Source organism: Collimonas pratensis, from assembly GCF_001584185.1.
Lineage (GTDB): Bacteria > Pseudomonadota > Gammaproteobacteria > Burkholderiales > Burkholderiaceae_D > Collimonas > Collimonas pratensis.
On the sequence record NZ_CP013234.1, the window covers coordinates 135,346 to 159,463 of the forward strand.

General features: G+C 61.2%; 24 protein-coding genes. 15 read left to right on the top strand and 9 right to left on the bottom strand.

What is annotated here, in order from left to right; all coding sequences use genetic code 11:
- Window positions 1-34 precede the first annotated feature (34 nt).
- Window positions 35-646 carry an NAD(P)-dependent oxidoreductase gene (locus CPter91_RS00640; RefSeq protein WP_061935602.1) on the top strand — a complete coding sequence of 204 codons (612 nt, stop codon included), beginning with the start codon at window positions 35-37 and terminating at the stop codon, window positions 644-646.
- Between the two features lie 12 nt (window positions 647-658).
- Here the strand turns inward: CPter91_RS00640 and CPter91_RS00645 are convergent, their stop codons facing one another.
- From CPter91_RS00645 to andAc, 4 genes are read right to left on the bottom strand one after another with little or no spacing between them, the layout of a single operon-like run.
- Window positions 659-1,222, bottom strand: a complete 564-nt coding sequence (locus tag CPter91_RS00645) for a DUF1697 domain-containing protein (RefSeq protein WP_061935605.1) — start codon at window positions 1,220-1,222, stop codon at window positions 659-661.
- Between the two features lie 46 nt (window positions 1,223-1,268).
- Window positions 1,269-2,330: an anthranilate 1,2-dioxygenase ferredoxin subunit AndAb gene (gene andAb / locus CPter91_RS00650; protein ID WP_061935607.1), complete on the bottom strand. Its 1,062-nt coding sequence runs from the start codon at window positions 2,328-2,330 to the stop codon at window positions 1,269-1,271.
- 7 nt (window positions 2,331-2,337) lie between these two features.
- Window positions 2,338-2,811, bottom strand: coding sequence for an anthranilate 1,2-dioxygenase small subunit AndAd (andAd, locus tag CPter91_RS00655; RefSeq protein WP_061935610.1), 474 nt, complete (start codon window positions 2,809-2,811; stop codon window positions 2,338-2,340).
- 12 nt (window positions 2,812-2,823) lie between these two features.
- Window positions 2,824-4,089 (bottom strand): anthranilate 1,2-dioxygenase large subunit AndAc, encoded by a 1,266-nt coding sequence (andAc, locus tag CPter91_RS00660; RefSeq protein WP_061935613.1) that lies wholly within the window; start codon window positions 4,087-4,089, stop codon window positions 2,824-2,826.
- A 287-nt stretch (window positions 4,090-4,376) separates the two neighbouring features.
- On the opposite strand from andAc, the gene CPter91_RS00665 reads away from it, so the two are divergent.
- The 4 genes from CPter91_RS00665 (at window position 4,377) to pcaD (ending at window position 7,632) form a co-directional block, all read left to right on the top strand.
- The gene (locus CPter91_RS00665; protein ID WP_205631641.1) at window positions 4,377-5,525 is read left to right on the top strand and encodes a muconate/chloromuconate family cycloisomerase; all 1,149 of its coding nucleotides are present in this window, start codon (window positions 4,377-4,379) and stop codon (window positions 5,523-5,525) included.
- A gap of 19 nt (window positions 5,526-5,544) precedes the next feature.
- Window positions 5,545-5,835, top strand: a complete 291-nt coding sequence (gene catC, locus CPter91_RS00670) for a muconolactone Delta-isomerase (RefSeq protein WP_061935619.1) — start codon at window positions 5,545-5,547, stop codon at window positions 5,833-5,835.
- 30 nt (window positions 5,836-5,865) lie between these two features.
- On the top strand, window positions 5,866-6,777 hold the full coding sequence (gene catA / locus CPter91_RS00675; RefSeq protein WP_061935622.1) for a catechol 1,2-dioxygenase: 912 nt from the start codon (window positions 5,866-5,868) through the stop codon (window positions 6,775-6,777).
- A 78-nt stretch (window positions 6,778-6,855) separates the two neighbouring features.
- Window positions 6,856-7,632 carry a 3-oxoadipate enol-lactonase gene (gene pcaD, locus CPter91_RS00680; protein ID WP_061935626.1) on the top strand — a complete coding sequence of 259 codons (777 nt, stop codon included), beginning with the start codon at window positions 6,856-6,858 and terminating at the stop codon, window positions 7,630-7,632.
- A 9-nt stretch (window positions 7,633-7,641) separates the two neighbouring features.
- On the opposite strand, the gene CPter91_RS00685 is transcribed toward pcaD, so the two are convergent.
- Window positions 7,642-8,547: a LysR family transcriptional regulator gene (locus tag CPter91_RS00685; protein WP_061945681.1), complete on the bottom strand. Its 906-nt coding sequence runs from the start codon at window positions 8,545-8,547 to the stop codon at window positions 7,642-7,644.
- Window positions 8,548-8,807: 260 nt separating this feature from the next.
- Here CPter91_RS00685 and CPter91_RS00690 point away from each other — a divergent pair, with 260 nt between their 5' ends.
- A complete protein-coding gene (locus CPter91_RS00690; RefSeq protein WP_061935629.1) occupies window positions 8,808-9,788 on the top strand; it encodes an AraC family transcriptional regulator in 981 nt (326 codons plus the stop codon).
- A gap of 52 nt (window positions 9,789-9,840) precedes the next feature.
- Here the strand turns inward: CPter91_RS00690 and CPter91_RS00695 are convergent, their stop codons facing one another.
- Window positions 9,841-10,635: an IclR family transcriptional regulator domain-containing protein gene (locus CPter91_RS00695; RefSeq protein WP_061935632.1), complete on the bottom strand. Its 795-nt coding sequence runs from the start codon at window positions 10,633-10,635 to the stop codon at window positions 9,841-9,843.
- Window positions 10,636-10,790: 155 nt separating this feature from the next.
- Between CPter91_RS00695 and CPter91_RS00700 the strand changes: the two genes are divergently transcribed.
- The 5 genes from CPter91_RS00700 to CPter91_RS00720 all read left to right on the top strand — a co-directional run bounded on the left by CPter91_RS00700 (window position 10,791) and on the right by CPter91_RS00720 (window position 14,607).
- Window positions 10,791-11,489 carry a 3-oxoacid CoA-transferase subunit A gene (locus CPter91_RS00700; RefSeq protein WP_061935635.1) on the top strand — a complete coding sequence of 233 codons (699 nt, stop codon included), beginning with the start codon at window positions 10,791-10,793 and terminating at the stop codon, window positions 11,487-11,489.
- Between the two features lie 11 nt (window positions 11,490-11,500).
- Window positions 11,501-12,142, top strand: a complete 642-nt coding sequence (locus tag CPter91_RS00705) for a 3-oxoacid CoA-transferase subunit B (RefSeq protein WP_061945683.1) — start codon at window positions 11,501-11,503, stop codon at window positions 12,140-12,142.
- Window positions 12,143-12,178: 36 nt separating this feature from the next.
- On the top strand, window positions 12,179-13,381 hold the full coding sequence (gene pcaF / locus CPter91_RS00710) for a 3-oxoadipyl-CoA thiolase (RefSeq protein WP_061935637.1): 1,203 nt from the start codon (window positions 12,179-12,181) through the stop codon (window positions 13,379-13,381).
- 79 nt (window positions 13,382-13,460) lie between these two features.
- Window positions 13,461-14,000 (top strand): isochorismatase family protein, encoded by a 540-nt coding sequence (locus CPter91_RS00715; protein WP_061935640.1) that lies wholly within the window; start codon window positions 13,461-13,463, stop codon window positions 13,998-14,000.
- Between the two features lie 157 nt (window positions 14,001-14,157).
- Window positions 14,158-14,607 (top strand): transposase, encoded by a 450-nt coding sequence (locus CPter91_RS00720; protein ID WP_205631642.1) that lies wholly within the window; start codon window positions 14,158-14,160, stop codon window positions 14,605-14,607.
- Between the two features lie 155 nt (window positions 14,608-14,762).
- Here CPter91_RS00720 and CPter91_RS00725 read toward each other — a convergent pair whose 3' ends face one another.
- Window positions 14,763-15,209 (bottom strand): ProQ/FINO family protein, encoded by a 447-nt coding sequence (locus CPter91_RS00725; protein WP_061935646.1) that lies wholly within the window; start codon window positions 15,207-15,209, stop codon window positions 14,763-14,765.
- A gap of 219 nt (window positions 15,210-15,428) precedes the next feature.
- Window positions 15,429-16,379: a helix-turn-helix transcriptional regulator gene (locus CPter91_RS00730; protein WP_061935649.1), complete on the bottom strand. Its 951-nt coding sequence runs from the start codon at window positions 16,377-16,379 to the stop codon at window positions 15,429-15,431.
- Window positions 16,380-16,564: 185 nt separating this feature from the next.
- Between CPter91_RS00730 and CPter91_RS00735 the strand changes: the two genes are divergently transcribed.
- Together CPter91_RS00735 and CPter91_RS00740 are read left to right on the top strand one after the other, a co-directional pair.
- Window positions 16,565-17,305, top strand: a complete 741-nt coding sequence (locus tag CPter91_RS00735) for an NIPSNAP family protein (RefSeq protein ID WP_061935652.1) — start codon at window positions 16,565-16,567, stop codon at window positions 17,303-17,305.
- Between the two features lie 96 nt (window positions 17,306-17,401).
- Window positions 17,402-18,046, top strand: a complete 645-nt coding sequence (locus CPter91_RS00740) for a LysE family translocator (RefSeq protein WP_061935655.1) — start codon at window positions 17,402-17,404, stop codon at window positions 18,044-18,046.
- Here CPter91_RS00740 and CPter91_RS00745 read toward each other — a convergent pair.
- Window positions 18,043-19,536, bottom strand: coding sequence for an amidase (locus CPter91_RS00745; protein WP_061935658.1), 1,494 nt, complete (start codon window positions 19,534-19,536; stop codon window positions 18,043-18,045). The genes CPter91_RS00740 and CPter91_RS00745 overlap by 4 nt on opposite strands.
- A 640-nt stretch (window positions 19,537-20,176) precedes the next feature.
- On the opposite strand from CPter91_RS00745, the gene CPter91_RS00750 reads away from it, so the two are divergent.
- Both CPter91_RS00750 and nirB read left to right on the top strand, forming a co-directional pair.
- Complete coding sequence (locus tag CPter91_RS00750; protein WP_061945685.1) at window positions 20,177-21,511, top strand: MFS transporter; 1,335 nt, start codon at window positions 20,177-20,179, stop codon at window positions 21,509-21,511.
- Between the two features lie 25 nt (window positions 21,512-21,536).
- Window positions 21,537-24,110, top strand: a complete 2,574-nt coding sequence (gene nirB, locus CPter91_RS00755) for a nitrite reductase large subunit NirB (protein WP_061935661.1) — start codon at window positions 21,537-21,539, stop codon at window positions 24,108-24,110.
- Window positions 24,111-24,118: the final 8 nt, after the last annotated feature.

Sequence of the window (24,118 nt, forward strand, 5' to 3'; positions counted from 1 at the left end):
TGGCCAGAATGGCCGCAACCACAAGGAAACCATCATGAAGATTGCCATCATTGGCGCCACCGGCAACGCCGGCTCCCGTATCGCTGCCGAGGCGGCGCGTCGCGGCCACAGCGTGACCGGCATTGCCCGCAGCGCCGACCAGAGTAAAGTACCGGCCGGCGTCACCCTGCTGCAGGGCGACGCGATCCAGCCTGCGCAACTGGCAGAACTGCTCCGCGGCCAGGATGTGGTGGTCAGCTCGGCCAAGTTCAGTACGCTGGACGCGGCGACCCTATTGCAAGGGGTGAAGGGCGGGGGCGTCAAGCGCCTGCTGGTGGTGGGTGGCGCGGCCAGCCTGGAAACGGCGCCTGGCGTGACTTTGCTGGACAGCCCGGATTTTCCGGAGCAGTACAAGGTGGAAGCGGTGCCAGGCGCGCAGTTTTTGCAAGACTTGCGTGCAGAAACCGAAATCGAATGGACGTTCATGTCGCCGCCAGCGATGTTCGCACCCGGCGAGCGCACCGGCAAATTCCGCGTCGGCCAGAACCAGCTGATGGCGGACGAGCAAGGCAAGAGCCACATTTCGATGGAAGACTACGCCATTGCCATGCTCGATGAAATCGAGCAGCCCAAGCATCTGCGCCAGCGTTTTACCGTGGCCTATTGATCATTGCCAGGCTCAGCCATGTTTCTGCAGCAGGCGCAGCAGCGTGCTCCAGCTGCGGGTGGTGGCCGGCAAGCCGAGCAGCTGTTCCAGGAAGGCATTCGGACTTCCCGGACTGCTGCCGATTTTCCTGCTCACGCTCAAAGCCTCCGCTGCCGTGAAATGCAGTATTTCCACATCGCGCCGCCTTGATTCCAGGGGCGCTGCGGGGGTGACGCTGTCCGCGTGCAGGAAAGAGACGCAACGTTCGTAGACCTGTTCCGGGACGATGGCGGCGAAAGGATCCAGCGCCGCCAATTCAGTCAGGGCGGCCAGGCTGCGTACATAGGCCGGTTCTTTCAACCCGCATTCTTCCTGCAAGGCCTGGCGCGCCAAGGTGAGAATCTTGACTGCCTTGCTGTTGCTGCCGGTGGTGAAGACAACGGTGCCGTTGCTGAGGAAAGAGGAAGCGTCATCCGCGCCGGCGGCGATGAATGCCGCCTCCAGCTGCGTACGGTTGGGACAATTGGGGCGGCCCAGGTTGAGGTTGCGGAAAAAGGCAGCGTACTTTGCGCTGCCGCGCTTGTTTGGTGCGGTCATCTTCCATCCATCAGGGTCAGCAGACAGTCGGGAGATCATAGCCTTTTCAAGGGCGGCTGTCCGCTTTCGACAGGAAGGCATCGGCAAAGAAATCGGTGGATGGCAAGCCGCAAACGGCAGAAAAATCACGCCGTGCGGCTTCCACGACGACGGGTGCGCCGCAGGCATATACCTGGTGCCGCGACAGGTCGGGGTAATCCTGCATTACCGCCAGGTGGACGAAACTGCTGCGGCCCGGCCAGTTGCTGCCGGTCTCGGGTTCCGACAATACCGGTACATAACGGAACCAGGGCAGGGTTTCGGCCCAGTTGCGGCACAGTTCGTCCATGTACAAGTCGGCCTGTTTGCGGCCGCCCCAGTACAGGCACATGCTGCGCGTGCTGCCGCTGCGGATCGCTTCTTCCAGCAGCGCCTTGATGGGCGCAAAGCCGGTGCCGCTGGCCAGCAGGATCACCGGCTGGCTGCCGTCGCGCAGGAAGAAGCTGCCGCATGGGCCTTCGATCTGCAACTGCTCGCCAAGCTGCAGGCTGGCGAACACGCGGTCGCTGAACAAGCCGCCAGGCAGGTGCCGTACGTGCAGTTCCAGCAGAGCGGCGCCGGCCGGAGTCGCCATCGAGTAGCTGCGGCGCTGGCCGTCGGCCAGCAGGACGTCGATATACTGGCCTGCGATATAGTCCAGCGGCGCGCCGCCGGCGCCGCGCAGCCGGATGATCGCAACATCCGACGCTACCATTTCGATGGCCTCGACCGTCATGTCCCTGTGCTGGATGGCGGCTTCGTGCGGCAGCGTGGGGGTATCGCTGACTTCGATTTCTACCCGGCCCGCCACGACCCGCACCGGAAAACTGCGTACCGCTTCGGTCACGGGCAGGCAGCGCGCCGCGCCACTCTTGATATCGAACAGGCCTTGGTGCAGCGGGCATTCGATGCAGCCATCCTCGATATAGCCGTCGGACAGCCTGGCGTTGCCGTGAGTGCACAGGTCGCGCAGCGCAAACAAATCCTCACCCAGCCGGAATACCGCCACCGGCTGGCCGCCGGCGACCAGCGCCAGCGCTTCGCCATCGTTGAAATCGTCGGCCGTGCCGATATCATGCCAATTGCTCATGGCCGCCTCAGATCGGAGTTGCCAGCAGGGTCGCCACGCGCAGCGTGTCGTACACCACGCGCCGTTTGGCGTAGCGCCAGCCGGCTGCGGTCCTGACCACGCGGTCGATATAGCGGCCGGCCTGATACACCGTCGATACGCCATCCTGCAGGGTTTGTATCACCACGTAGCTGGATTCGGTTTCGGCGGTATCGGCATCGATGGCCTTGATCATCAGGCCGGAAGTCATGTGGCGGTAACTATGGGCTTCGTAGATGTTGGCATGACGCAAAGACAACACGCGATCGCGCAGCATGCGCTTGCTGTCGCAATAGATGATGCCGATCGGCAGGCCGGCATCGGCATTTTCACGCGGGATGATTTCATACAGGCAGTCGTCGGTGAAAAATTCCGGCCATTCTTCCAGGCGGTCGTTGTCGAGCGCATGCACATACGCTTCTTGCAGCTGGTGCAGCTCGAACCACAATGTCATGTCGGTCATATTGTTCATTCCTTAAGCCTCTGCAAAACCCATCAGTTTTTGGTAGCCGAGCCAAAAGCGGCGGATCAGGCCTTCGGTGATCAGCGTGTCTTCCTGGTCAGGATTGTCTTTCGCCATTTCCATGACGGAGCAATCGTCCGGATCGCGTGCCGTGCCGCGCTGCACCAGCTCGGTGGCCTCGGTGTCTTCCATCGAGATGTAGCCGGCCGGGCCCACCAGGTTGGCTTGCTTGATACGCAAGGCGCGCAGCTCCGGGGTGTCGTCGGCATAACCGAAGAAATGGAAGATCAGTTCGAAATTGCCCGGTCCTTTAGGCAGCAGCTGGCGTGCCACCAGCGTGTTGTGGATCTGCTGCACCACCAGTTGCGGAAAGATCGGCTGGATATGATTGGTGGTCATTTCCTCGTATTCCTTGATCTGGCCCAGCACCGAATCGTCTTCCAGCGTGAAGCCTTCGTCGAAAGAGCGGATCGCCTGCTGCTTGTAGGCGTCGGCAGTTTCCACTTCACTCTTGGTGGCGGTGATGATGCTGTGCAAGCCGTGCCGCTGGTCCGCCAGCGAGCGCGCCTTCATGCCGACCCGGAAAATATTGAAGGTGGTGTGGAACAGATGCAGCAGGCTGGCGTGATAGGGATCTTTCACGTTTTCCAGGTACAGTTTCCAGTTGGACTTTGAATACTGGCGGGTGCAGCCGAGGTAGACGATGGGTTTGTGGAAAATCCGGTCCAGCCAGGGCCGCATTTCGGCGCCGATGTAGTCCGCCAACGGCTCTACGGTGTCACTGAAGGTGGCGAACACCAGGCCGCGATAGCTGTCCACGCGCAGCTGGCGCAAGCCATGGCATTTCGGATCGAAATCCTTGGGCATGCCGCTCATGCCTTTCTGGCCGCGCCGGAACGGCACTCCTAGCAGGTTGCCGCGGCTGTCGAAACTCCATTGATGGTAAGCGCAGCTATGCGAGCTGGCGTTGCCGCGCGGCGTGCGGCACACCATGGCGCCGCGGTGCGCGCACTTGTTGACCCAGGCCGCCAGGCTGCCGTCTTCGGTGCGGGTGACTACCACCGGCGTGTCGCCGACAAAAGTGCTCTTGAAGTCGCCGTTATTGGGAATCTCGGCTTCGAGCGCGAGGAAGCTCCAGACCGGCCCGCGGAAAATCCGTTCCTGTTCCAGCTCGTAGACTTCTTGCGAATGGAATACCTTGTAAGGAGTGCGTGAACCGTCCCTACGCGGAAAATGCACCAGCGGCAGGTAGCCGGATTGCGCAGTTGTCTCATTCATCAGGATTTTCCTTCCGTATTTTCAAGGGGCGACGGCGATGGCGGCCTCACCGGCCTCTCCGTGCATGAAGCCATGGTAGGCAAATGGCGGACCGGAAAATATCCGCTGCTTGCACGATTAACGCTGTGCGCTATCCGTTTCTTGCAAAGCTCGGCGACGGCTTGTCATTGCGACACCGCCGTTTTGGCATGCGATATACCGCAAAGGTATGGTGTCTGCCAAAAACAGTCTTGGACAGGCGCTGTGCCGGCTCCATAAGATACGGCAAACAACTTGAGATGCCGAAGATGGATGCCGTAATCGAAAAAATGGAAGTCCTGCTGCTTGACGTGCCGACCATCAGGCCGCACCGCCTGTCGGTCGCCACCATGCATCACCAGACCCTGGTGCTGCTGCGGCTGTTCAGCAGCGACGGCATCGTCGGCTGGGGCGAGGCAACCACCATCGGCGGCCTGGCCTACGGCGGCGAGAGTCCGGAAAGCATCAAGATCAATATCGATACCTATATCGCTCCTTTGCTGCTCGGCCGCGACGCCAGCCAGATCGCCTTGCTGATGGCGCTGGTGGCGAAAAACGTGCAGGGCAACCGTTTCGCCAAATGTGCGCTTGAAACGGCGCTATGCGACGCTCAGGCACAACGGCTGGGCGTGCCGCTCAGTGCACTGTTCGGCGGCCGCGTCCGCGACTCGCTGCCGGTCGCCTGGACGCTCGCCAGTGGCGATACCGTAAGGGATATAGCGGAAGCGGAAAAGATGCTGGATCTGCGTCGCCACAATATTTTCAAGCTGAAGATCGGCTTGCGCCCGGTGCGTGAAGACGTCGCCCATGTGGCAGCCATCAAGCGCGCGCTCGGAGAGCGCGCCAGCGTCCGCGTCGACGTTAATCAAGCCTGGAGCGAAACCGATGCAGTGCTGGGCATGGCACTGTTGCACGATGCCGGCGTCGACCTGGTGGAACAGCCGATCGCGGCCAGGAATCATGAAGGGCTGCGGCAGCTGCGTGCAAAAAACAAACTCCCTTTGATGGCGGACGAAGCCTTGCACGGTCCGCTGGACGCGATGGCGCTGGCGCGGCTGCATGCGGTCGACGTCTTTGCGGTCAAGATCACCCAATCTGGCGGACTCACCGGCGCGCAGCAGGTAGCAGCGATCGCTACAGCGGCGCATATCGATCTGTACGGCGGCACCATGCTGGAAGGCGCCATTGGCACCATGGCCTCGGCCCAGCTGTTCGCCGGTTTCCAGGCGCTGGCGTGGGGCACCGAACTGTTCGGCCCTTTGCTGCTGACCGAAGAAATTTTGCAGGCGCCGCTGGTCTACCAGGATTTCTGCCTGCAATTGCCGGCGGCGCCAGGCCTTGGCATTGCGCTGGATGAAGAGCGCCTGGATTTTTTGCGGCGCGACAAGAAAGCCGCCGCAGTATTCACCATGCAATGAATTGATCACAGGAGAAGATATGCTATTCAAGGTCAGGATGACAGTTAAGCTACCGCCGGATATGCCCAAATCGACAGCGGACGAGTTGAAAAAAACAGAACGCGAGCTGGCGCAGGAACTGCAGCGTTCAGGCAAGTGGCGGCATTTGTGGCGGGTAGTCGGCCAGTATGCCAACATCAGCATCTTCGATGTCGACAGTTCGACCGAGCTGCATGACTTGCTGACCTCCTTGCCGCTGTTTCCCTACATGCAGATAGAAGTGGAAGCGCTGTGCTGGCATCCATCGGCGATCCACGCAGACGACCGCTGAACGATTAACCCAAGCCATCGAGGAGACCCCATGGACAAGAAAACCATCGACGCCGTACTGAAAAAAATCAAAGGCGCCGAAAGCGCCGCCGGCAACCCGCGCACCAAGGCGATCGTGAACCGCATCGTGCAGGATCTGTTCTATACGATCGAGGAATTGAACGTGCAGCCGGAAGAATTCTGGGCTGCCGTCAATTACCTGACCGAAGCCGGCCAGTCCAACGAGTACGGCCTGATTGCCGCCGGCCTCGGCTTTGAGCATTTTCTCGACCTGCGCATGGATGAAGCGGAAGCCCGCGCCGGCGTCGTCGGCGGAACGCCGCGCACCATCGAAGGCCCCTTGTATGTGGCAGGTGCGCCGGAGACGCTGGGCGAAGCCAGGCTCGATCACGATGGCGAACCGGGTGAAGTGTTGTTCATGCAAGGTCAGGTATTGGCAGACAATGGCAAGCCGCTGGCTGGCGCGCTGGTGGAGGTGTGGCATGCAAATCACCTGGGCCAGTATTCCTATTTCGACAAGAGCCAGAGAGATTTCAATCTGCGTCGCAGCATACGCACCGATGCCCAGGGGCGCTACCGCTTCCGCAGCGTCATGCCGATCGGTTATAGCGTGCCGCCCGGCGGCGCTACGGAGAAAATACTGAAGCAGCTGGGACGCCACGGAACGCGGCCGGCGCATATCCATTTCTTTGTTTCCGCACCTGGCCACCGCAAGCTGACCACGCAAATCAATATCGACGGCGATCCCTACCTGTGGGATGACTTCGCCTTCGCTACCCGCGAGGGCCTGGTGCCGAAGCTGGTCCGCATCACCGATCCGGCAGCACTGGATGCGCATCAGGTGCAGGCGCCGTTTGCTTCGATCGATTTCAATTTCACCCTGCATGCGGAGCAGCAGGCATTGCCGCATGCTGACATTGCCCGGCCGCGCGCCAGTGCGTGACAGCGCCGGCCCGGGAATGAGCTTGGCGGCCGCTGAGAGCGGCCGCCATCTTTTTTCAATATTTAAAGAAGACGATTTATGCCGATACTGACGCTGGCCGGAGAAGATTTTTTTTATTCGCTGGATGGACCGCCGGCCGCGCCAATCCTGGTGCTGTCGAATTCACTAGGAACCACAATGGCGATGTGGGATAACCAGATGGAAATTCTGCGGCAGCGCTACCGCATCTTGCGTTACGACACCAGAGGCCATGGCCGTTCGCTGGCCTCGCCGGCGCCGTACACGCTGCAAATGCTGGGACAGGACGTGCTGCATCTGCTCGATGCACTGAAAATAGACAAATTTCATTTTTGCGGCATATCGATGGGTGGCCTGACCGGCTTGTGGCTGGCGATCCATGCCGGCGCCCGCTTGCAAAAACTGGTGATCGCAGATAGCGCCGCCCGCATCGGCACGGCCGACGGCTGGCGCGCCCGCGCACAGCTGGTGCGGGACAGCGGCATGGCAGCGGTGGCTGACGGCGCCGCCGGCCGCTGGTTTACGCCCGCTTTCATCGCGCATGCGCCGGGCCTGGTGCAGCAATACGTTGCGAGTTTGCGCACCTGCAGTCCCGCGGGTTACGCCGCTTGCTGCCTGGCGCTGGCCGATGCCGACCTGCGCAGCGAGATTGCAGCAATCAAGACCCAGACCTTGCTGATCGCCGGCGTGCACGATCCGGTGACGACGACTACCGATGCCCGCTTCATGCAAGACGCCATCGGCGGCGCGCAATATGCGGAGCTGAATGCTTCGCATCTGTCGAATATCGAAGCGAGCGCGGACTTCAATAAACTGTTGCTGCAGTTCCTGGCCTGAGCATCTCGTTCAGTCTGCCGGGGCGGCTGCCAGCGGCGGTACCACGCGTGCCACCAGCGCCCGAAAATTCCGCAGGCCCGGCGAATGATCGTTGGCGCGGAAGTTCATGATCACCGGTGAAAACACGCCCTTGTTCGAGAGCGGTCGATAAGCCACGTCGGTGCGGTGCAGGCCTTGGACCGATTGCGGCACCAGCGCCACGCCAACGCCGGCCGCCACCAGTCCGATGGCGGTCTGCATTTCATTGGCTTCCTTGACGATGAGTGGCTGCAAGCCTTTCTCGGCAAATATTTTCAGCACCTGGTCGGCATAACTGGGTCGCGGTTTGGCCGGATACAGGATGAAATCTTCAGCAGCCAACTGGGCCAGCGTGACTTTCGATTTTTTCAGCAAAGCATGGCCGACCGGGAACACCGCCACCAGCGGTTCTTCGATGATGGTCTGGCAGACTATGTCGGGATCGTCGATATGCAAGCGGCCGAAGCCGACATCGATGCGTCCCGATTTCAGCGCCTCGGCCTGTTCCATGGTGATCAGCTCCGAGAAACCGACTTCGACCCCAGCATTGTCCTGGCGAAAGCGCTTGATCAGCTCCGGCAGCACGCCATACAGGGTGGACGGCACGAAGCCGATGCTGAACCAGTCTTGCTGGCCGCCGGCGATGCGTCGGGTGGCTTCCTGGATTTCGTCTATGCGCGAGAGCACTTGCACGGTCTGTTCGTAAAAGAACTTGCCCGCCTTGGTCAGTGCGATCGGCCGCGAATCGCGACTGATCAGTTCGACCCCGAGCATTTCCTCCAGCTGGCGGATTTGCCGGCTCAGCGGCGGTTGCGCAATATGCAACAACTCAGCGGCACGGCTGAAGTTCAGCTCGCTGGCGACCGCGTTGAAATATTTAAGATGACGAAGTTCCACCATACCTCCCGTGCATACTTCGATGCAGAAACGATATTGTACGTTTTCCATGACAAGGCTTACTATGCTTAAGGCCCCCGTTAGAAAATAAGTTGAACACTTGTGCTGGCCGTAGCTGGCGCGCTGCTGCGTTGCCCGCCGCTTGCAGTGCTCGCACTCTCGTGCGCCTTGCATTGCATCCAGCTACGGCCGCCCAAATGCCCAACTTATTTCCTAACGGGCCCTTAATGCCAATGTAGGCATATCGATGCGAGGTTGCTATGCATAGCCAGTCAGCAAGCCTGGCGCCCTTATACCGGCGCCGCGTATTTCAGTCCAGCGAGAAGGTCGATTGCCATGCCCAGGTAGCGCGTGAGCTGTCCGCGCATGACCTGTACTGGAAAGGGGATGCTGTCGATACTGTCCTGTTCAAGGCCACCATCCGGCAGTTGCAGGTGTTCATGCTGAAATACGGCGCCGAGGTAGTGGTCAGGCCGAAGCTGTTTGAAGGTTTCGTGCTGGTCCACATGACCTTGAGCGGCGTTGCGGAAATCGAGGCTGACGGACAAAAAGTACGGATTCCCCAGGGGCGTACCGCGATCATCGCACCGAAGCGGAATGTGCGGCTGTGGTGGCAGGCCGGTTCGGAACAATTGATCTTGAAAGTGCCGCACGCTCTATTTGGGGAGATCGGCGCGTGCCACGGCAGCAATATCGCCATGCCGTCGCTGCTGTTGCTGCAGCCGCAACTGGCGACGCACTGGGAATACTTGATGCAATCCTTGCTCGGGGTGCTCGAGCTGTCCGAAACCGGCGGCAATCACGCCTTATGGATCGATCATTTCGAACGCGGCGCCGCCCAGTTTCTCTGGTCGCAGCTGCCGGCGACGCTTGCGGGCGCGGAACCGGAAACCGCGGCGACAGCATGCAGCTCCTCTAAATTCAACCGCCTGGAGGCGTTGGAAAAATATATCCACGAACGCTTGTGCGCGCCGCTGACGCTGGCCGACCTGGCGCGCGCTGCCGGAGTCAGCGTGCGTGGGCTGAATGCTTTATGTCACCAGCATCACGGCGTCGCGCCCATGGACCTGCTGCGCAACACCCGCCTGGATGCGGCGCGCCAGCGCCTGCTGGTGCAAGCGCATGCGAACATCACCGACACCGCCTTTGAATTCGGCTTCGCCCATTTGGGCCGTTTCTCGGCGTATTACCGGCAGCGTTTCGGCGAGCTGCCCAGGCAAACCAAGGCTGCCCGTCACTGAGTTGAATTCAACTGAAGCACACAGCTAAATTACTCAGCTGAGTCCGGCAACGCTATTTTTGCGCCCGCACCAGCAGATTGATCCGTGCCGCAGCCGCCAGCAGCATCGGCAGACAATGTTCCAGCAAGTGCGCCGGGGTTGGATTGTTAACCTGGCCGCTGATGTTGATTGCCGCTACCACGCGGCCGTTGCGGTCGAAAATCGGCGCCGCCAGCGATACCAGCCCTGGCTCCAGTTCCTCGTTGACCAGGCACCAGCCCTGCAGCCGCACCTGCTGGATGATCTGCTGCAGGCGCTGCGGATCGGTCACCGTATTGGCTGTATGCGCAGGCAGTGTTGCCGTCGCCAGCCGTTGCCCGACAACCTCGTCCGGCAGCCCGGCCAGAAGCACCCGTCCCAGCGAGGTCGCGTAGGCCGGCAGGCGGCTGCCGACGCCGAGATTGATCGACATGATCTTGTGCGCCGGCACCCGCAGCACATACACGATCTCGTCGCCGTCCAGCACTGCGGCGGAACAGGATTGCCGCAGGCTTTGCACCAGCTCTTCCATTACCGGCTGGGCCTGGCTCCAGATCGGCAGCGACGACAGGTAGGCGAAGCCGAGCTCCAGCACCTTGGGCGTGAGACGGAACAGGCGTCCGTCCATGTCGACATAGCCCAGGTGCAGCAAGGTCAGCAGGATGCGGCGCGCGCCGGCGCGGGTCAGCTCGGCCGCGGCAGCGACTTCGGTCAGCGTCTGTGCCGGTGCGTGGGCGCCGAAGCTGCGCAGCACCGCAAGTCCGCGCGCGAACGACTGCACATAGCTGTCGCCGGGCTTGGGATCGAAACCATCTGGAGCATTTGACATGGGGATACTTTCATTCAATGCAGGCGCAAGGAAAAACACAGCGATTGACATTGGCCTGTTAGCTGATTATTCTTTTCAAATAAGTTCTTTATGCGAATATTTGTTCATTATAAGAACTTTATTGTGATTTTCAATTGAAATGTTCGTAAAGAGCCATGATCAACAAAATTTTCCCTTCGCTCGAGCAAGCGCTCGCCAATATCCATGACGGCGCCACGGTAATGATCGGCGGCTTTGGCGGCGCCGGCCAACCGGCGGAACTGATCGACGCCCTGATAGCGCAGGGCGCGCGCGAGCTGGTGATCGTCAACAACAATGCCGGCAACGGCGAAACCGGCCTGGCTGCGCTGCTCAAGGCCCGGCGGGTGCGCAAGATCATCTGCTCCTTCCCGCGCCAGGCCGATTCACAGGTGTTCGACGGCCTCTACCGCGCCGGCGAGCTGGAACTGGAGCTGGTCCCGCAAGGCAATCTGGCAGAACGGATCCGCGCCGCCGGCGCCGGCATCGGCGCTTTCTTTACACCCACCGGCTACGGCACGGAGCTGGCCAAAGGCAAGGAAACCCGCGCAATCGATGGCCGGATGTATGTACTGGAACATCCCATCCATGCCGATTTCGCCTTGATCAAAGCTGAATGCGGCGACCGCTGGGGCAACCTGACCTATCGCAAGACCGCACGTAATTTCGGTCCCATCATGGCCAGCGCCGCCAAAACTACGATCGCGTCGGTGCATGAAATCGTCGCGCTCGGCAGCCTCGATCCCGAGAGCGTCGTCACGCCGGGATTATATGTGCAGCGCGTGGTGCAAGTGCCGCGCAGCGCCACCGGCCCGGCCGGCTTTAAGCAAGCATAGGAGTGAATGGCATGAATAAATGGAGTAGAGAACAGATGGCGGCGCGGGTGGCGCAGGATATCCCAGACGGCGCCGTGGTCAACCTCGGCATCGGCTTGCCGACGCTGGTGGCGAACCAGCTGCCGCGCGATCGCGAGGTCATCCTGCACAGCGAGAACGGCGTGATCGGCATGGGGCCGGCGCCCGCCGAGGGCGAGGAAGACTATGACCTGATCAACGCCGGCAAGCAGCCGGTGACGCTGTTGCCGGGCGGTTGCTATTTCCACCATGCCGACAGTTTCGCCATGATGCGCGGCGGCCATCTGGATGTTTGCGTGCTGGGTGCATTTCAGGTCTCGGCCGGCGGCGACCTGGCCAACTGGCATACCGGCTCCGCGGATGCGATTCCCGCCGTCGGCGGCGCCATGGACCTGGCCATAGGCGCCAAGAAAACCTATGTGATGATGGAGCATCTCACCAAAGCAGGGGAGAGCAAGCTGGTGCCAGAATGCACTTATCCGCTCACCGGGATAGGCTGCGTCAGCCGCATCTATACCGATCTGGCGGTGATCGACCTGGCAGCGGACGGCGCCAGGGTGACCGCCATGGTGGACGGCTTGTCGTTCGGCGAATTGCAGAAACTGACCGCGGTGCCTCTCATTAACGCTTGCTGAAGCGTCCGCGCGCAATCTACTGATCCAGGAGAACCCATGTCCCAAGCTTTTATCTGCGATGCCCAGCGCACACCCTTCGGCCGCTATGCCGGTGCGCTGTCCGGCGTGCGCGCCGACGATCTCGGCGCCATCCCCATCCGCGCGCTGATGGCGCGCAATCCGCAAGTCGACTGGCAGGCGGTGGCGGACGTCATCTACGGCTGCGCCAACCAGGCTGGCGAAGATAACCGCAACGTCGCCCGCATGTCGGCCTTGCTGGCCGGCCTGCCGCAGGAAGTGCCGGGGGCAACCCTGAATCGTTTGTGCGGCTCCGGACTGGACGCGCTAGGCACCGCGGCGCGTGCCATCAAGAGCGGCGAAGCCGGCTTGCTGATCGCCGGCGGCGTCGAAAGCATGAGCCGCGCGCCGTTCGTGATGGGCAAGGCCGATACGGCGTTTGCGCGTGGCGCCAGACTGGAAGACACGACGCTCGGCTGGCGCTTTATCAATGCGCTGATGAAGCAGCAATACGGCGTCGATACGATGCCGGAGACTGCGGAAAATGTCGCCGCGCAGTTCGGCATCAGCCGTGTCGATCAGGATCGCATGGCACTCGCCAGCCAGATGAAAACCGTGGCCGCGCAAGACGCCGGTTTTTTTGAAAATGAAATCACGGCAGTGACGATTCCTCAGAAAAAAGGCGAGGCGATCGTCGTCAGCAAGGACGAGCATCCGCGCGCCACCAGCCTGGAAGCGCTGGCCAGGCTGAAGCCGGTGGTCAAGCCAGAGGGCAGCGTCACCGCCGGCAATGCCTCGGGCCTCAACGACGGCGCCTGCGCCCTGCTGCTGGCCGATGAAGCCAATGCCGCCCGCTACGGCCTGACGCCACGCGTCAGGATAGTCGCCATGGCGACCGCCGGCGTGGCGCCGCGCATCATGGGCATCGGCCCGGTTCCTGCCACGCAGAAAGTATTGGCGCTGAGCGGCCTCAAGCTGGAGCAGTTCGACGTCATCGAATTGAACGAAGCATTTGCGGCGCAGGGACTGGCGGTGCTGCGACAGCTAGGCTTGGGCGACGACGATCCGCGCGTCAATCCGAATGGCGGAGCGATTGCGCTGGGCCATCCGCTCGGCGCTTCCGGCGCCCGGCTGGCGACGACTGCCGTCAACCAGCTGCAGCGTACCGGAGGACGTTATGCACTGTGCACCATGTGCATAGGTGTCGGCCAGGGGATTGCGCTGGTGCTGGAGCGGGTCTGAAACCAGATGGGACCGAATCGCGATTGCGCGCGGCGTGGTATAAAACAGTTTATGCATGAATCCATCGGTCAGCCCGTCTATGCCCTATCTCAGTGACGCCTCTCGTTCCACGCTGCTGATCGTCGATCTGCAGGAAAAGCTGATGCCGGTGATTGGCGACAGTGCACAAGTACTGCGGCGCGCCATGCTGCTGGCGCAAGCTGCCCGCCTGTTGGCGATTCCGGTGATCGGCACGGCGCAGCAGCCCTTGCGCCTGGGGCGTACGGTCGCTGCCATGGATGCTCTGCTGGACCAGACTGTAGAAAAATCCAACTTCGATGCCTGCGCTCAGCCGGAATTCATTACCGCAATAGACAATGGGCGTGACCAATTGGTGGTGCTGGGCTGCGAAGCCCACGTTTGTGTCTTGCAGACCGTGCTCGGCCTGTTGCATCGCCGGCACCGGGTCAAGCTGGTGAGCGACGCCGTCGGCTCGCGCCAGGCCGGCGACAAGGCCGCGGCCATCGAACGCGCCCGTGCCGCCGGCGTCGAGATAGTCACCAGCGAGATGCTGATGTTTGAATGGATGCGCAGCAGTGAACATCCCAAGTTCCGCGAAATACTAAAGCTGATCAAATAGCCCGGCCGCTTGCAGGCGCCAGTCCCTACTGCGGAATGCTTCGTTGCGCCCGCCCATTTCAGCAATCCCTTATGCATTTTTTGTCAGAAATGATCAAGAATGGAATGGTCAATTTTGATAGCCACCATCAGAGTACGAAATGGACGAAACACACGAAATGGAACTCCGAGACGAGCATTGGCGAAAACTGCAACCTCTGCTGCTGGGCGGAGATAACGATCCGGGCGCTAGCGGCCGCGACAACCGTCTTTTCCTGTGCGCGGTGCTGTGGGTCGTCAGCAGGAGGGCCAAGTGGTCGGCCCTGCCGCCCGCATTCGGCCGCTGGCAGACTTCCTATGTGCGCTTCATGCGCTGGAACCAGGCCGACGTCTGGCGCCAGATAGCGCACAGGGTGAGCGAAGAAGGTGAACTGCAGGAAATGCTGAACGCGATCGTCGCCTTTGGCGACGGCTACACCCAGCGCGCTGCGCAAAGGCGCGTCAATAAATATAACAAGACGGCCTACAACGCGTTGCTGAGCGCAGCGATGCCCTCCAGGCGCCGCGTTTCAGGCGAGGAAAAAGCAGATACGGATTGCAACTGGATTTGGCAGCTGACGCATAAATAAACCTGCGCTGCATTTTTCTTTGGAGCGTAAAAGCGACAAGCGTAGCGTGTCAGCCTGTTACCGTTATCATCGTTTGAGCTGGCCGGCCTGGCCAGGTAAATCGCGCCACCGGCCGGACAGGCTTGCCTAAGCCAGTGCGGCCGGACACCGCCAGATCAGCGGTTGCGGGAGAATTTTGCAGTCAGCTGATTGAGCTTTTCCGCATGCTGTGCGGCTGCTTTTTCGGCAGCCTGCTGCGCTGCTTCGGCGGCGCGCTGCAGCTTGCGCTGTTCAGCATTTTTCTTGAAACGTTCGCGCAGGGTTTCGGTAGCGTGGGTGCGATGTACCTCGGTGACTTCGTCCGTGCTATTGCCTTCGAGATCGAAGCGGTGCGTCGCCTTCTCCATGCCCTTGAGATAGCGCAGCGAGTTGGTGTGCATGCCGAGGGCGATGCGCAAGGTCTTGCGGTTTGTGTCCGGCGACAGAGCGATGAGTTGCTTGTCGATGCCGATCGCTAACGGCAGGTAATCGCGAAATACTGCGTATTTTTCCTGGAGTTCCTTGAGCAGGACGCGGGCGGTTTGAACAGGGTTGGGTGTAGCAGCAGCAACAGGTGTATTCATTGACAACAAATGCGGTGTGTTTTAGAACGCTCAGGATATCACGTAGATGCCCCCAAACTCGTGTAACAGCGGTGTTTTAAGGCTTCAAACGCGGTTTTTTCCTCATCCTTGTTGTTCTGTGGAGAAACGTAAAGCAGTGAATCGCTATAACGATCAGTCTACCGTACCGTGTTGTACGGGAATACTGTCATTGTTCGCAGGCGTGGACGCGATCCGGTGTTATTTTTTTACCAGAGCTAATAATCTCTGTGCACAAAGCCTGACGGCGTCGCGCAACGCCGGTGGTTGATGGATTTCAAACGCAAACGGCAGGCGCGCCAGCTGCCGCGCAAACCAGTCGAGATCGTCTGACTGGTTGTGCAGCAATACGCCATCCTCGGTCTGCTCAAAAATGCCGATGGCGTCGAACAGATGTTCACGCGCCGAAAGCAGATCCGTCTTGAGCAGCACTTCGATCGCAAAGGCGCGCGGAATGGTGGCGACCGAAAATGACAAATGAGTCAGGGCGTCGAAGGCCGCCGGCCGTTCAAATTGCTGCGCCAACAGCTGCACCTGTCCCACCCGGTCCAGCCGGAATGAACGCACGTCCTTGCGCAGATGGCACATGCCAACCACATACCAGCGCCCGCCGCGATACGCCAGGCCGTAAGGATCGAAGTCGCGTTGGCTATCGTCGCCCTGGGCGCTGCGGTAATGCAGATGCACTCGCTGGCGGTTTTGCGCAGCGGCGCTGAGAATCACCAGGGCGGCATTGTCGGTAGGTGAGGTCGCTTGCGACAGATCGAGCCTGACCGTTTCATCGATGGCGCTGACGCGCCGTTTCAGGTTGGCCGGCATGATCCGCTCCAGCTTGGCCTGAGCGCTGGCCACCGCCGGCGCCGCCTCGGCCAACCCCATGCCGCGCGCCGCCAGCAAACCGATGGCCAATGCCAGCGCTTCGTCATCGGTAAACATCATGGGCGGCAGCTTGAAGCCGGCCATCAGCGCATAGCCGCCGTGGCGGCCGCGCTCGGTAGTGATCGGAATCCCCATTTCCTCCAGCGTCACGACATAGCGGCGCAAGGTGCGGCCGTCGATCTCCAGGCGCGCAGCCATCTCGGCCCCGCTCATGCGGCCATGGGTTTGCAGCAGTTCCAGCACTGCCAGCACTCTTGTGGTTGGGTGGTACATGAAGCAAGGATAATTTAAATATAGGGCTAATTCTGTCCTAAATTCAATTTATCTTCGATTTCAGCAACAAAAACCCATCCCGCCGGAGGAACAGCATGCGAAGACTTATCGTCGGATTAATCCTTGGTCTGGCAATCCACAGCGCGCCATCGGCGCCCATATCAACAAGCACTGAAACCATCGCCATGAAAAACATCAGCCATTCCAACGCATTCCAGGTAATCGAGTTGCGCCGCTATCAGATCAAGCCAGGCCGCCGGGCGGATTTCGCCGCTTATTTTGAAAGCTATTTTCCGGAAGCTTTCCAGCAGCTGGGAGCGATTGCCTTCGGCCAGTTTTTTGAACGCAAGAATACGGACACCTTTACCTGGCTGCGCGGCTTCAAGGACATGGATGCCAGGGCGGTCGTCAATGCAGCGTTTTACTACGGGGCAGTGTGGAAAGAGCACAAGGCTACCTTGAACGATTTGATGGTCGATAGCGACAATGTGCTGCTGTTGCGTCCGCTGGATGCGGACAGCGGTGTGGCTGTGCTGCCGGCCGTCGATCCGGTCAAGGAGTTGCAGGGAGCCGGCGGTGTCGTTGTTGCGCAGATCTTCGCACTCACGCCAGGCAGCGTGGAGCGCTTTGCGCAGCAGGCCGCCGTCAGTTTTGCCGGCTACCGGGAAGCTGGCATGCGCCAGGCCGGCGTGCTGGTGACGCTGGACGCCAGCAATAATTTCCCACAGCTGCCGGTCAGGACTGACGGACCCTATCTGGTGTGGCTGGGCCTGGTCAAAGATAACCAGCAGCTGGACAGTAAATTCAATCCGCTTGCCGAGCGTGCCGCCAAGGATTTGGCCGCCGGCGGCTTGCTCAGGGCAGAACCGGAAACGGTCGTCCTTGATCCCACCCGACGTTCGCGCCTGCGTTGGCTGCCGCAATAGCGCAGCTTCGACTCCGGTCATATGTAGTCAATCTCAAAGACAATTAACTCAATCCGTTCAAGCGGCTTCAGCCGCAGATCGTCAGGAGCTTTCCAAATGAACCAATCCGTCAATCTCTGGCTGTATTTCATGATCGTATTCGGCGTCATCGTCTTGCCCGGGCTGGACATGGCCTTCGTGATGGCGAGCGCGCTGGTGGGCGGCCGCCGCTCCGGCCTGGCGGCGGTGGCCGGAATCATAGCGGGCGGCATCTGTCATGTCGTCATGGCGATGCTGGGCATCGCCGTCATCTTGAAACTGTGGCCGGCGCTGTTCAACCTGGTGCTGCTGGCCGGCGCCTGCTATATCGCCTGGATCGGCTGGTCGCTGCTGCGCAGCGAGAACGCCTTCCGCGTCGCCGCAGCGCCGCGCCAGCTGGCTCCCAGGGCGCCGGCCATGACCTTCTTCCAGGCCATGATGACCAGCTTGTTGAATCCGAAAGCTTATGTGTTCATGCTGGCGATTTTTCCACAATTCCTGAAAATCGGCGCCGGCCCGATCTGGGGCCAGGCGCTGGTGCTGGGCATCATTACCTGGCTGACCCAGGCCGCGGTGTATGGCGGCCTGGCGCTGCTTTCCAGCAAAGCCAGCGGCTGGTTCGACGCCAATCCGCGCGGCGGCGCCATTGCCGGCCGCCTGATCGGCCTGCTGCTGATCGGCGCCGCGATCTTTACCGGGATCGAAGGCTGGCAGGCGCTCTAGCCAATGGAAGGGCGGCGCTGCTGCCACGGTTGCGCCTGTTCCAGTTGCGCCGCCAGCCGCAGCAGGGTGGCTTCGTCGCCGAAGCGGGCGACGAATTGCACGCCGTATGGCAACGCTTGTGCCGAACCTGTGGTGGCGGCCCAGTGCAACGGCACCGACATGCTGGGCGTGCCGGTGAGATTGGACAGTTGCGTGAATGGCACCGCTTGCAGGCTGGTCTTGACCAGGCTCTCGACCATGCCGCTCTTGATCAGCAGGCTGCCCGCACCCAGCGCCAACACCAGCTGGGCTGCGGCGCGCTGCAAGGGCGGCGTATCTTGCTCGCCGATGCGGCAGGGCGGCTGCGCGGTGGTCGGCGTCAGGTACAGATCGTAGCGCTGGTGGAAACGTCCCAACGCCCGCGCGTACTCATTCCAGCGTTCGCGCTCGCGCACGTAATCGCCGGCACTGATGGTGCGGCCGATCAGCGCCAGTATGCGCGATTCCAGTTCAAAGCCGCTGTTGCCGGCGCCGGTGAGCTGCTTGATATGGGCGATGCCGGCCGCAGTCTGGCCGAAATACATGGTGACAAAACTGCGCGCCAGCGCCTGGCCGTCGATTTCAGGCTGGGCTGGCTTCACATCGTGCCCCAGGTCGGCCAGCAGCTTGGCGGCTTGCATGACGGCGTTCACGCATTCCTGGTGCACCGGCGTACCTAGCGGCGATTGCGTGCTATAGCCAATGCGCAGCTTTCCCGGCGGCCGCAATATTGCCTCGGCATAGGGAAGCTCCGGCGCAGTGATGGCAAAGGGCGCGCCGACGTCGGCGCCGCCGATCGCATCCAGCAGGCGCGCCGAATCGCGTACGCTGCGCGTCAGCACATGGTCGCTGGAGGCGCCGTCCCAGAATTCCGCATGGTTCGGTCCTGCCGGCACCCGGCCGCGCGAGGGCCGCAGCCCGAACAGGCCGCAGTAAGCGGCGGGAATCCGGATTGAACCGCCGCCATCCGCTGCGCCTGCCGCCGGCACGATGCCGGCAGCTACCGCGGCGGCAGCGCCGCCCGACGAACCGCCGGGCGTGCGCTGCAGATCCCAGGGGTTGCGGGTGGCGCCCCACAGCAGCGGCTCGGTGACGCCTTTCAGCGCAAATTCAGGGGTGGCGGTCTTGCCGAAAATGACCAGGCCGGCATCGAGGAAGCGCTGGACGATGGCGGCATGCTGCTGCGGCACATACTGGCGCAGAGCGCGGCAGCCGCCGGTGGTTGGCACGCCGGCATAGTCCTGGACGATATCCTTGATCAGGAACGGCACGCCGGCGAACGGTCCACGCAGTTCCTGCTGTGCGCGCTGGCGGCCGATTTCTTCCATCGGGATGCAAATGGCGTTGATGGCCGGGTTGACCGCGGCGGCGCGCGCCAGCGCTGCTTCCAGCAACTCGCCGGCAGAAACTTCCCGGCTTGCCACCAGGGCGGCCAGGCCGCTGGCATCGTAATCGGCGTATTCCTTGAACATCGGCGCTACCTCGCATGTGGAGATGGGGACAGGATGAAAGCGTCGCCAAGTATAGGGGAAGTGTTTCCATTAAATCTAGGGCCTGTCCCCATTTGATTTGGGAGATGCGTTCAAGCCAAAACGTGTGCTGGCAAGGCGCGTGGCGTAGCTGGGGCTCAAGCCCCAGCAAGCCATGCAACGCGGCCAGCGCACGTTTTGGCTTGAACCCTCCGGGAACGGCTGCCGGCGTCACATGCCGTCGTTGCAACTCCTTGCCGTAGCACCGCTACGTCGCGTCGCTGCGCCTAGGCCTGTAACGCCGGCCGCGCGTTCGCACTCCCAAATCAAATGGGGACAGGCCCTAGGCAAGCCGCACTAGAAAAGTGTGCGCCGCACCAATTGCAGGCGCGCCGCACCTTTGCGGAGCGTGTTTCATTTGCCGGTCTGGCAAGCTTTCCTGCGCATTCCCTTGAAACCATAGGGGAGAGGCTGGTGGCACGGGCTTTGCTCAGCATTAGTCAGGATCAAAGGCGATCCGAACAATTCTTACGCAGATCCAACGATGGATCTGTCGGACAAAGGCGTCCTCTTGGCTTGACCGCGTTCGCGGTTGGGCCGGGAGGACGCCTTTTTGCATTTCAAGACAAAAATGGTGAACAACATGACCAGCAAAGCGACCAGTATCCAGCTCTTCAGCCTGCGCACGCCGCAGATGCGCGCCTTCCACCTGACCTGGATGGCTTTTTTCGTCTGTTTCTTCGCCTGGTTCGCCTGCGCGCCGCTGATGCCGCTGATCAAAGGCCAGCTCGGCCTGAGCATGGAACAGATCGCCAACATCAATATCGCTGCGGTGGCGGTGACGATACTGGTGCGGCTGCTGGTCGGCCCGCTGTGCGACCGCTATGGTCCGCGCAAGACCTATACCGGCTTGCTGCTGATCGGGGCCCTGCCGGTGTTCGGCGTCGCCATGGTGCAGAGCTACGAAAGCTTCCTGTTCTTCCGCCTGTGCATAGGCGCGGTGGGCGCCAGCTTTGTCATCACCCAGTATCACACCTCGGTCATGTTCGCCCCCAACGTCGTCGGCACCGCCAATGCCGCCTCGGCCGGCTGGGGCAACAGCGGCGGCGGCGCGGCCCAGGGCCTGATGCCGCTGCTGGTGGCCGCCTTGCTGATGCTGGGCGTGAGTAACGCCATGGGCTGGCGCCTGGCTTTGCTGGTGCCCGGCGTGTTCATGCTGATCATGGCAGCGCTCTATTGGCGCTACACCCAGGATTGCCCGCAGGGCAATTATGCGGAAATGCGGGCCCGCGGCATCGTGCCCGAGGGCGGCAAGAAAGGCGGCTGGGCCAGCTTCCGCGCCGCCAGCGCCAACTACCGGGTGTGGCTGCTATTCGTGACTTACGGCGCCTGTTTCGGCGTCGAGATCTTCATCCATAACATTGCGGCGATCTATTACGTCGATCACTTCGGCCTGTCGCTGAAAAGCGCCGGCATGGCGGCTGCCAGTTTTGGCTTGCTGGCCTTGTTTGCGCGGGCGCTGGGCGGCTGGCTGTCGGACCGGTTGGCCAACCGCAAGTCAGGCGGTGGCCTCAACAGCCGCGCCACCTTGCTGTTTGCCTTGATGCTGGGCGAAGGCCTGGGTTTGCTGTGGTTCGCGCATGCCGGCACGGCGCTGCTGGCGGTGGTCGCCATGCTTAGCTTCGGCTTGTTCACGCACATGGCTTGCGGAGCCACTTATGCGCTGGTGCCCTTTATCGATCGCAAGGCGCTGGGCGGCGTGGCCGGCATCATCGGCGCCGGCGGCAATGTCGGCGCGGTTGCCGCCGGCTTCCTGATGAAGGGCCTGGGCGATACCCAGCAGACTTTGAGCGTGCTGGGTGTGCTGGTGGCTCTCTCCGCTCTGTGCGCGATTGCAGTGCGCTTCAGTGCCAGCCATACGGCGCAGGAACAGGAATTGCATGACGGTGCTTTAGCTGCCCGCAGCGCCACTGCCTAATGGAAAGCTACTTCGGGATCGCAACATGAAAATCATCGTCATCGGCCACGGCATGGTGGGTCACAAATTCCTCGAATGCCTGGCGGAAAGCAAGCAGCCAGGCATGGAGGTCACAGTACTGTGCGAAGAACCGCGTCCGGCATACGACCGGGTCCATTTATCGGAATTCTTTGCCGGCAAATCGGCGCAGGATTTGTCTCTGGTCGAGCCAGGATTCTTTGAACGCACCGAAATCCAGCTCAAGCTGAACGCCAAGGCGCAACTGATCGATTGCGCCGCCAAGACCGTTACCGTCAATCTCAATGGCGTTAGCGAAACGCTGTCTTACGACAAGCTGGTGATCGCCACCGGCTCCTATCCCTTCGTGCCAACCTTGGCCGGGAACCAGCGCAAGGATTGCTTCGTCTACCGTACCATCGAAGACCTGGAAGCGATGCTGGAATGCGGCAAGCGCTCCAGGAGCGGAGTAGTGATCGGCGGCGGCCTGCTCGGGCTGGAATGCGCCAAGGCGCTGCGCGACATGCAGCTGGAAACCCATGTGGTGGAGTTCGCCGCGCGCCTGATGGCGGTGCAGGTGGATGAAAGCGGCGGCCGCATCCTGCGTCAGAAGATCGAAGAACTGGGCGTTATCGCGCATACGCAAAAGAACACGCTGGAAATCGTCGACGGCAAGAACGGCACGCATCGCATGAATTTCGACGACGGCAGCCACCTGGATACCGACATGATCGTGTTTTCGGCCGGCATCCGGCCGCGCGACGAACTGGCGCGCGATAGCGGCCTGAAAGTGGGTGAGCGCGGCGGCATCGTGATCGACAACAGTTGCCGCAGTTCCGATCCGGATATTTACGCGATCGGCGAATGCGCACTGTGGAACGGCCGCATATTCGGCCTGGTGGCGCCCGGCTACGACATGGCGCGCATAGCCGCCAAACAAGTGCTGGCGGAATTTTCCACCGATGGCAGCGCCGGCGCAGCGCCGCCGCAGTTTACCGGCGCGGACATGAGCACCAAGCTCAAGCTGATGGGCGTGGATGTCGCCAGCATCGGCGATCCGCACGGCAAGGAAGCCGGCAGCCGGTCCTATCAGTTCACCGACGAGCGCAAGCAGATCTACAAGAAAATCGTGGTGTCCGAATGCGGCAAATATCTGCTGGGCGGAGTGATGGTGGGCGACGCCAGCGAATACGGCAGCTTGCTGCAAATGATGCTCAACCGCATCGAGCTGCCGGCGTCACCGGAGTTCCTGATCCTGCCGCAGGCCGACGGCCAGGTGAAGGTCGGGTTAGGAGTCGACGCCTTGCCGGAATCGGCGCAGATCTGTTCCTGCAACGATGTTTCCAAAGGCGCGCTGTGTGCGGCGGTGAACAACGGCGCCACCAGCATAGGCGCACTGAAAAGCTGCACCAAGGCCGGTACTTCCTGCGGTGGCTGCGTGCCGCTGGTGACGCAGATCATGAAGGCCGAGATGAAGAAGCAAGGCATGGCGGTCAACAACCATGTCTGCGAACATTTTCCTTACTCGCGCCAGGAGTTGTTCCATCTGGTGAAGGTGGGGCAGATCAAGACTTTTCCAGCCTTGCTGGAACAGCACGGCAAGGGTCTCGGCTGCGACATCTGCAAACCGGTGGCGGCCAGCATCCTGGCATCTTGCTGGAATGACTTCGTGCTGAAGAAGGAACACGCCAGTCTGCAGGATTCCAATGACTACTTCCTCGGCAATATCCAGAAGGACGGCACTTACTCGGTGGTGCCGCGCATGGCTGGCGGCGAAGTCACGCCGGACGGCTTGATCGCGGTCGGCCAGGTCGCCAAGAAATACGGTTTGTACACCAAGATCACCGGCGGCCAGCGGGTCGATCTGTTCGGCGCTCGGGTCGAGCAACTGCCGTTGATCTGGGAAGAGCTGATAGCGGCCGGCTTCGAGTCCGGCCATGCGTACGGCAAATCGCTGCGTACCGTGAAATCCTGTGTCGGCTCGACCTGGTGCCGCTACGGCCTGGACGACAGCGTCGGCCTGGCGATCGCCTTGGAAAACCGCTACAAGGGTTTGCGCGCGCCGCACAAGATCAAGTTTGGCGTCTCCGGCTGTACCCGCGAATGCGCGGAAGCGCAGGGTAAGGATGTCGGCATCATCGCCACCGAGAAGGGCTGGAACCTGTACGTTTGCGGCAACGGCGGCATGAAGCCGCGCCATGCGGAACTGCTGGCGGCCGATCTCGACAAGGCGACCCTGATCAAGCTGATCGACCGCTTCCTGATGTTTTACATCCGCACCGCCGACCGTCTGCAGCGCACCAGCGTCTGGCGCGACAACCTGGAAGGTGGCCTGGACTATCTGAAACAGGTCGTGGTGGCAGACAAGCTGAACATTGGCGCCGAGCTGGAAGCCGATATGCAGCACGTGGTCGACACCTACCAATGCGAATGGAAGACGGCCGTCACAGATCAGGAAACCCGCCAGCGCTTCCAGCATTTCGTCAACAGCGACCAGGCTGACGACAATGTGGTGTTCATGCCGGAACGCGGCCAGATCCGTCCCGCCACCGTGGAAGAGCGCAAGCGCATCGCCATCCCGGTGGTGGTTGAAACTGTATAAAGGAAGCG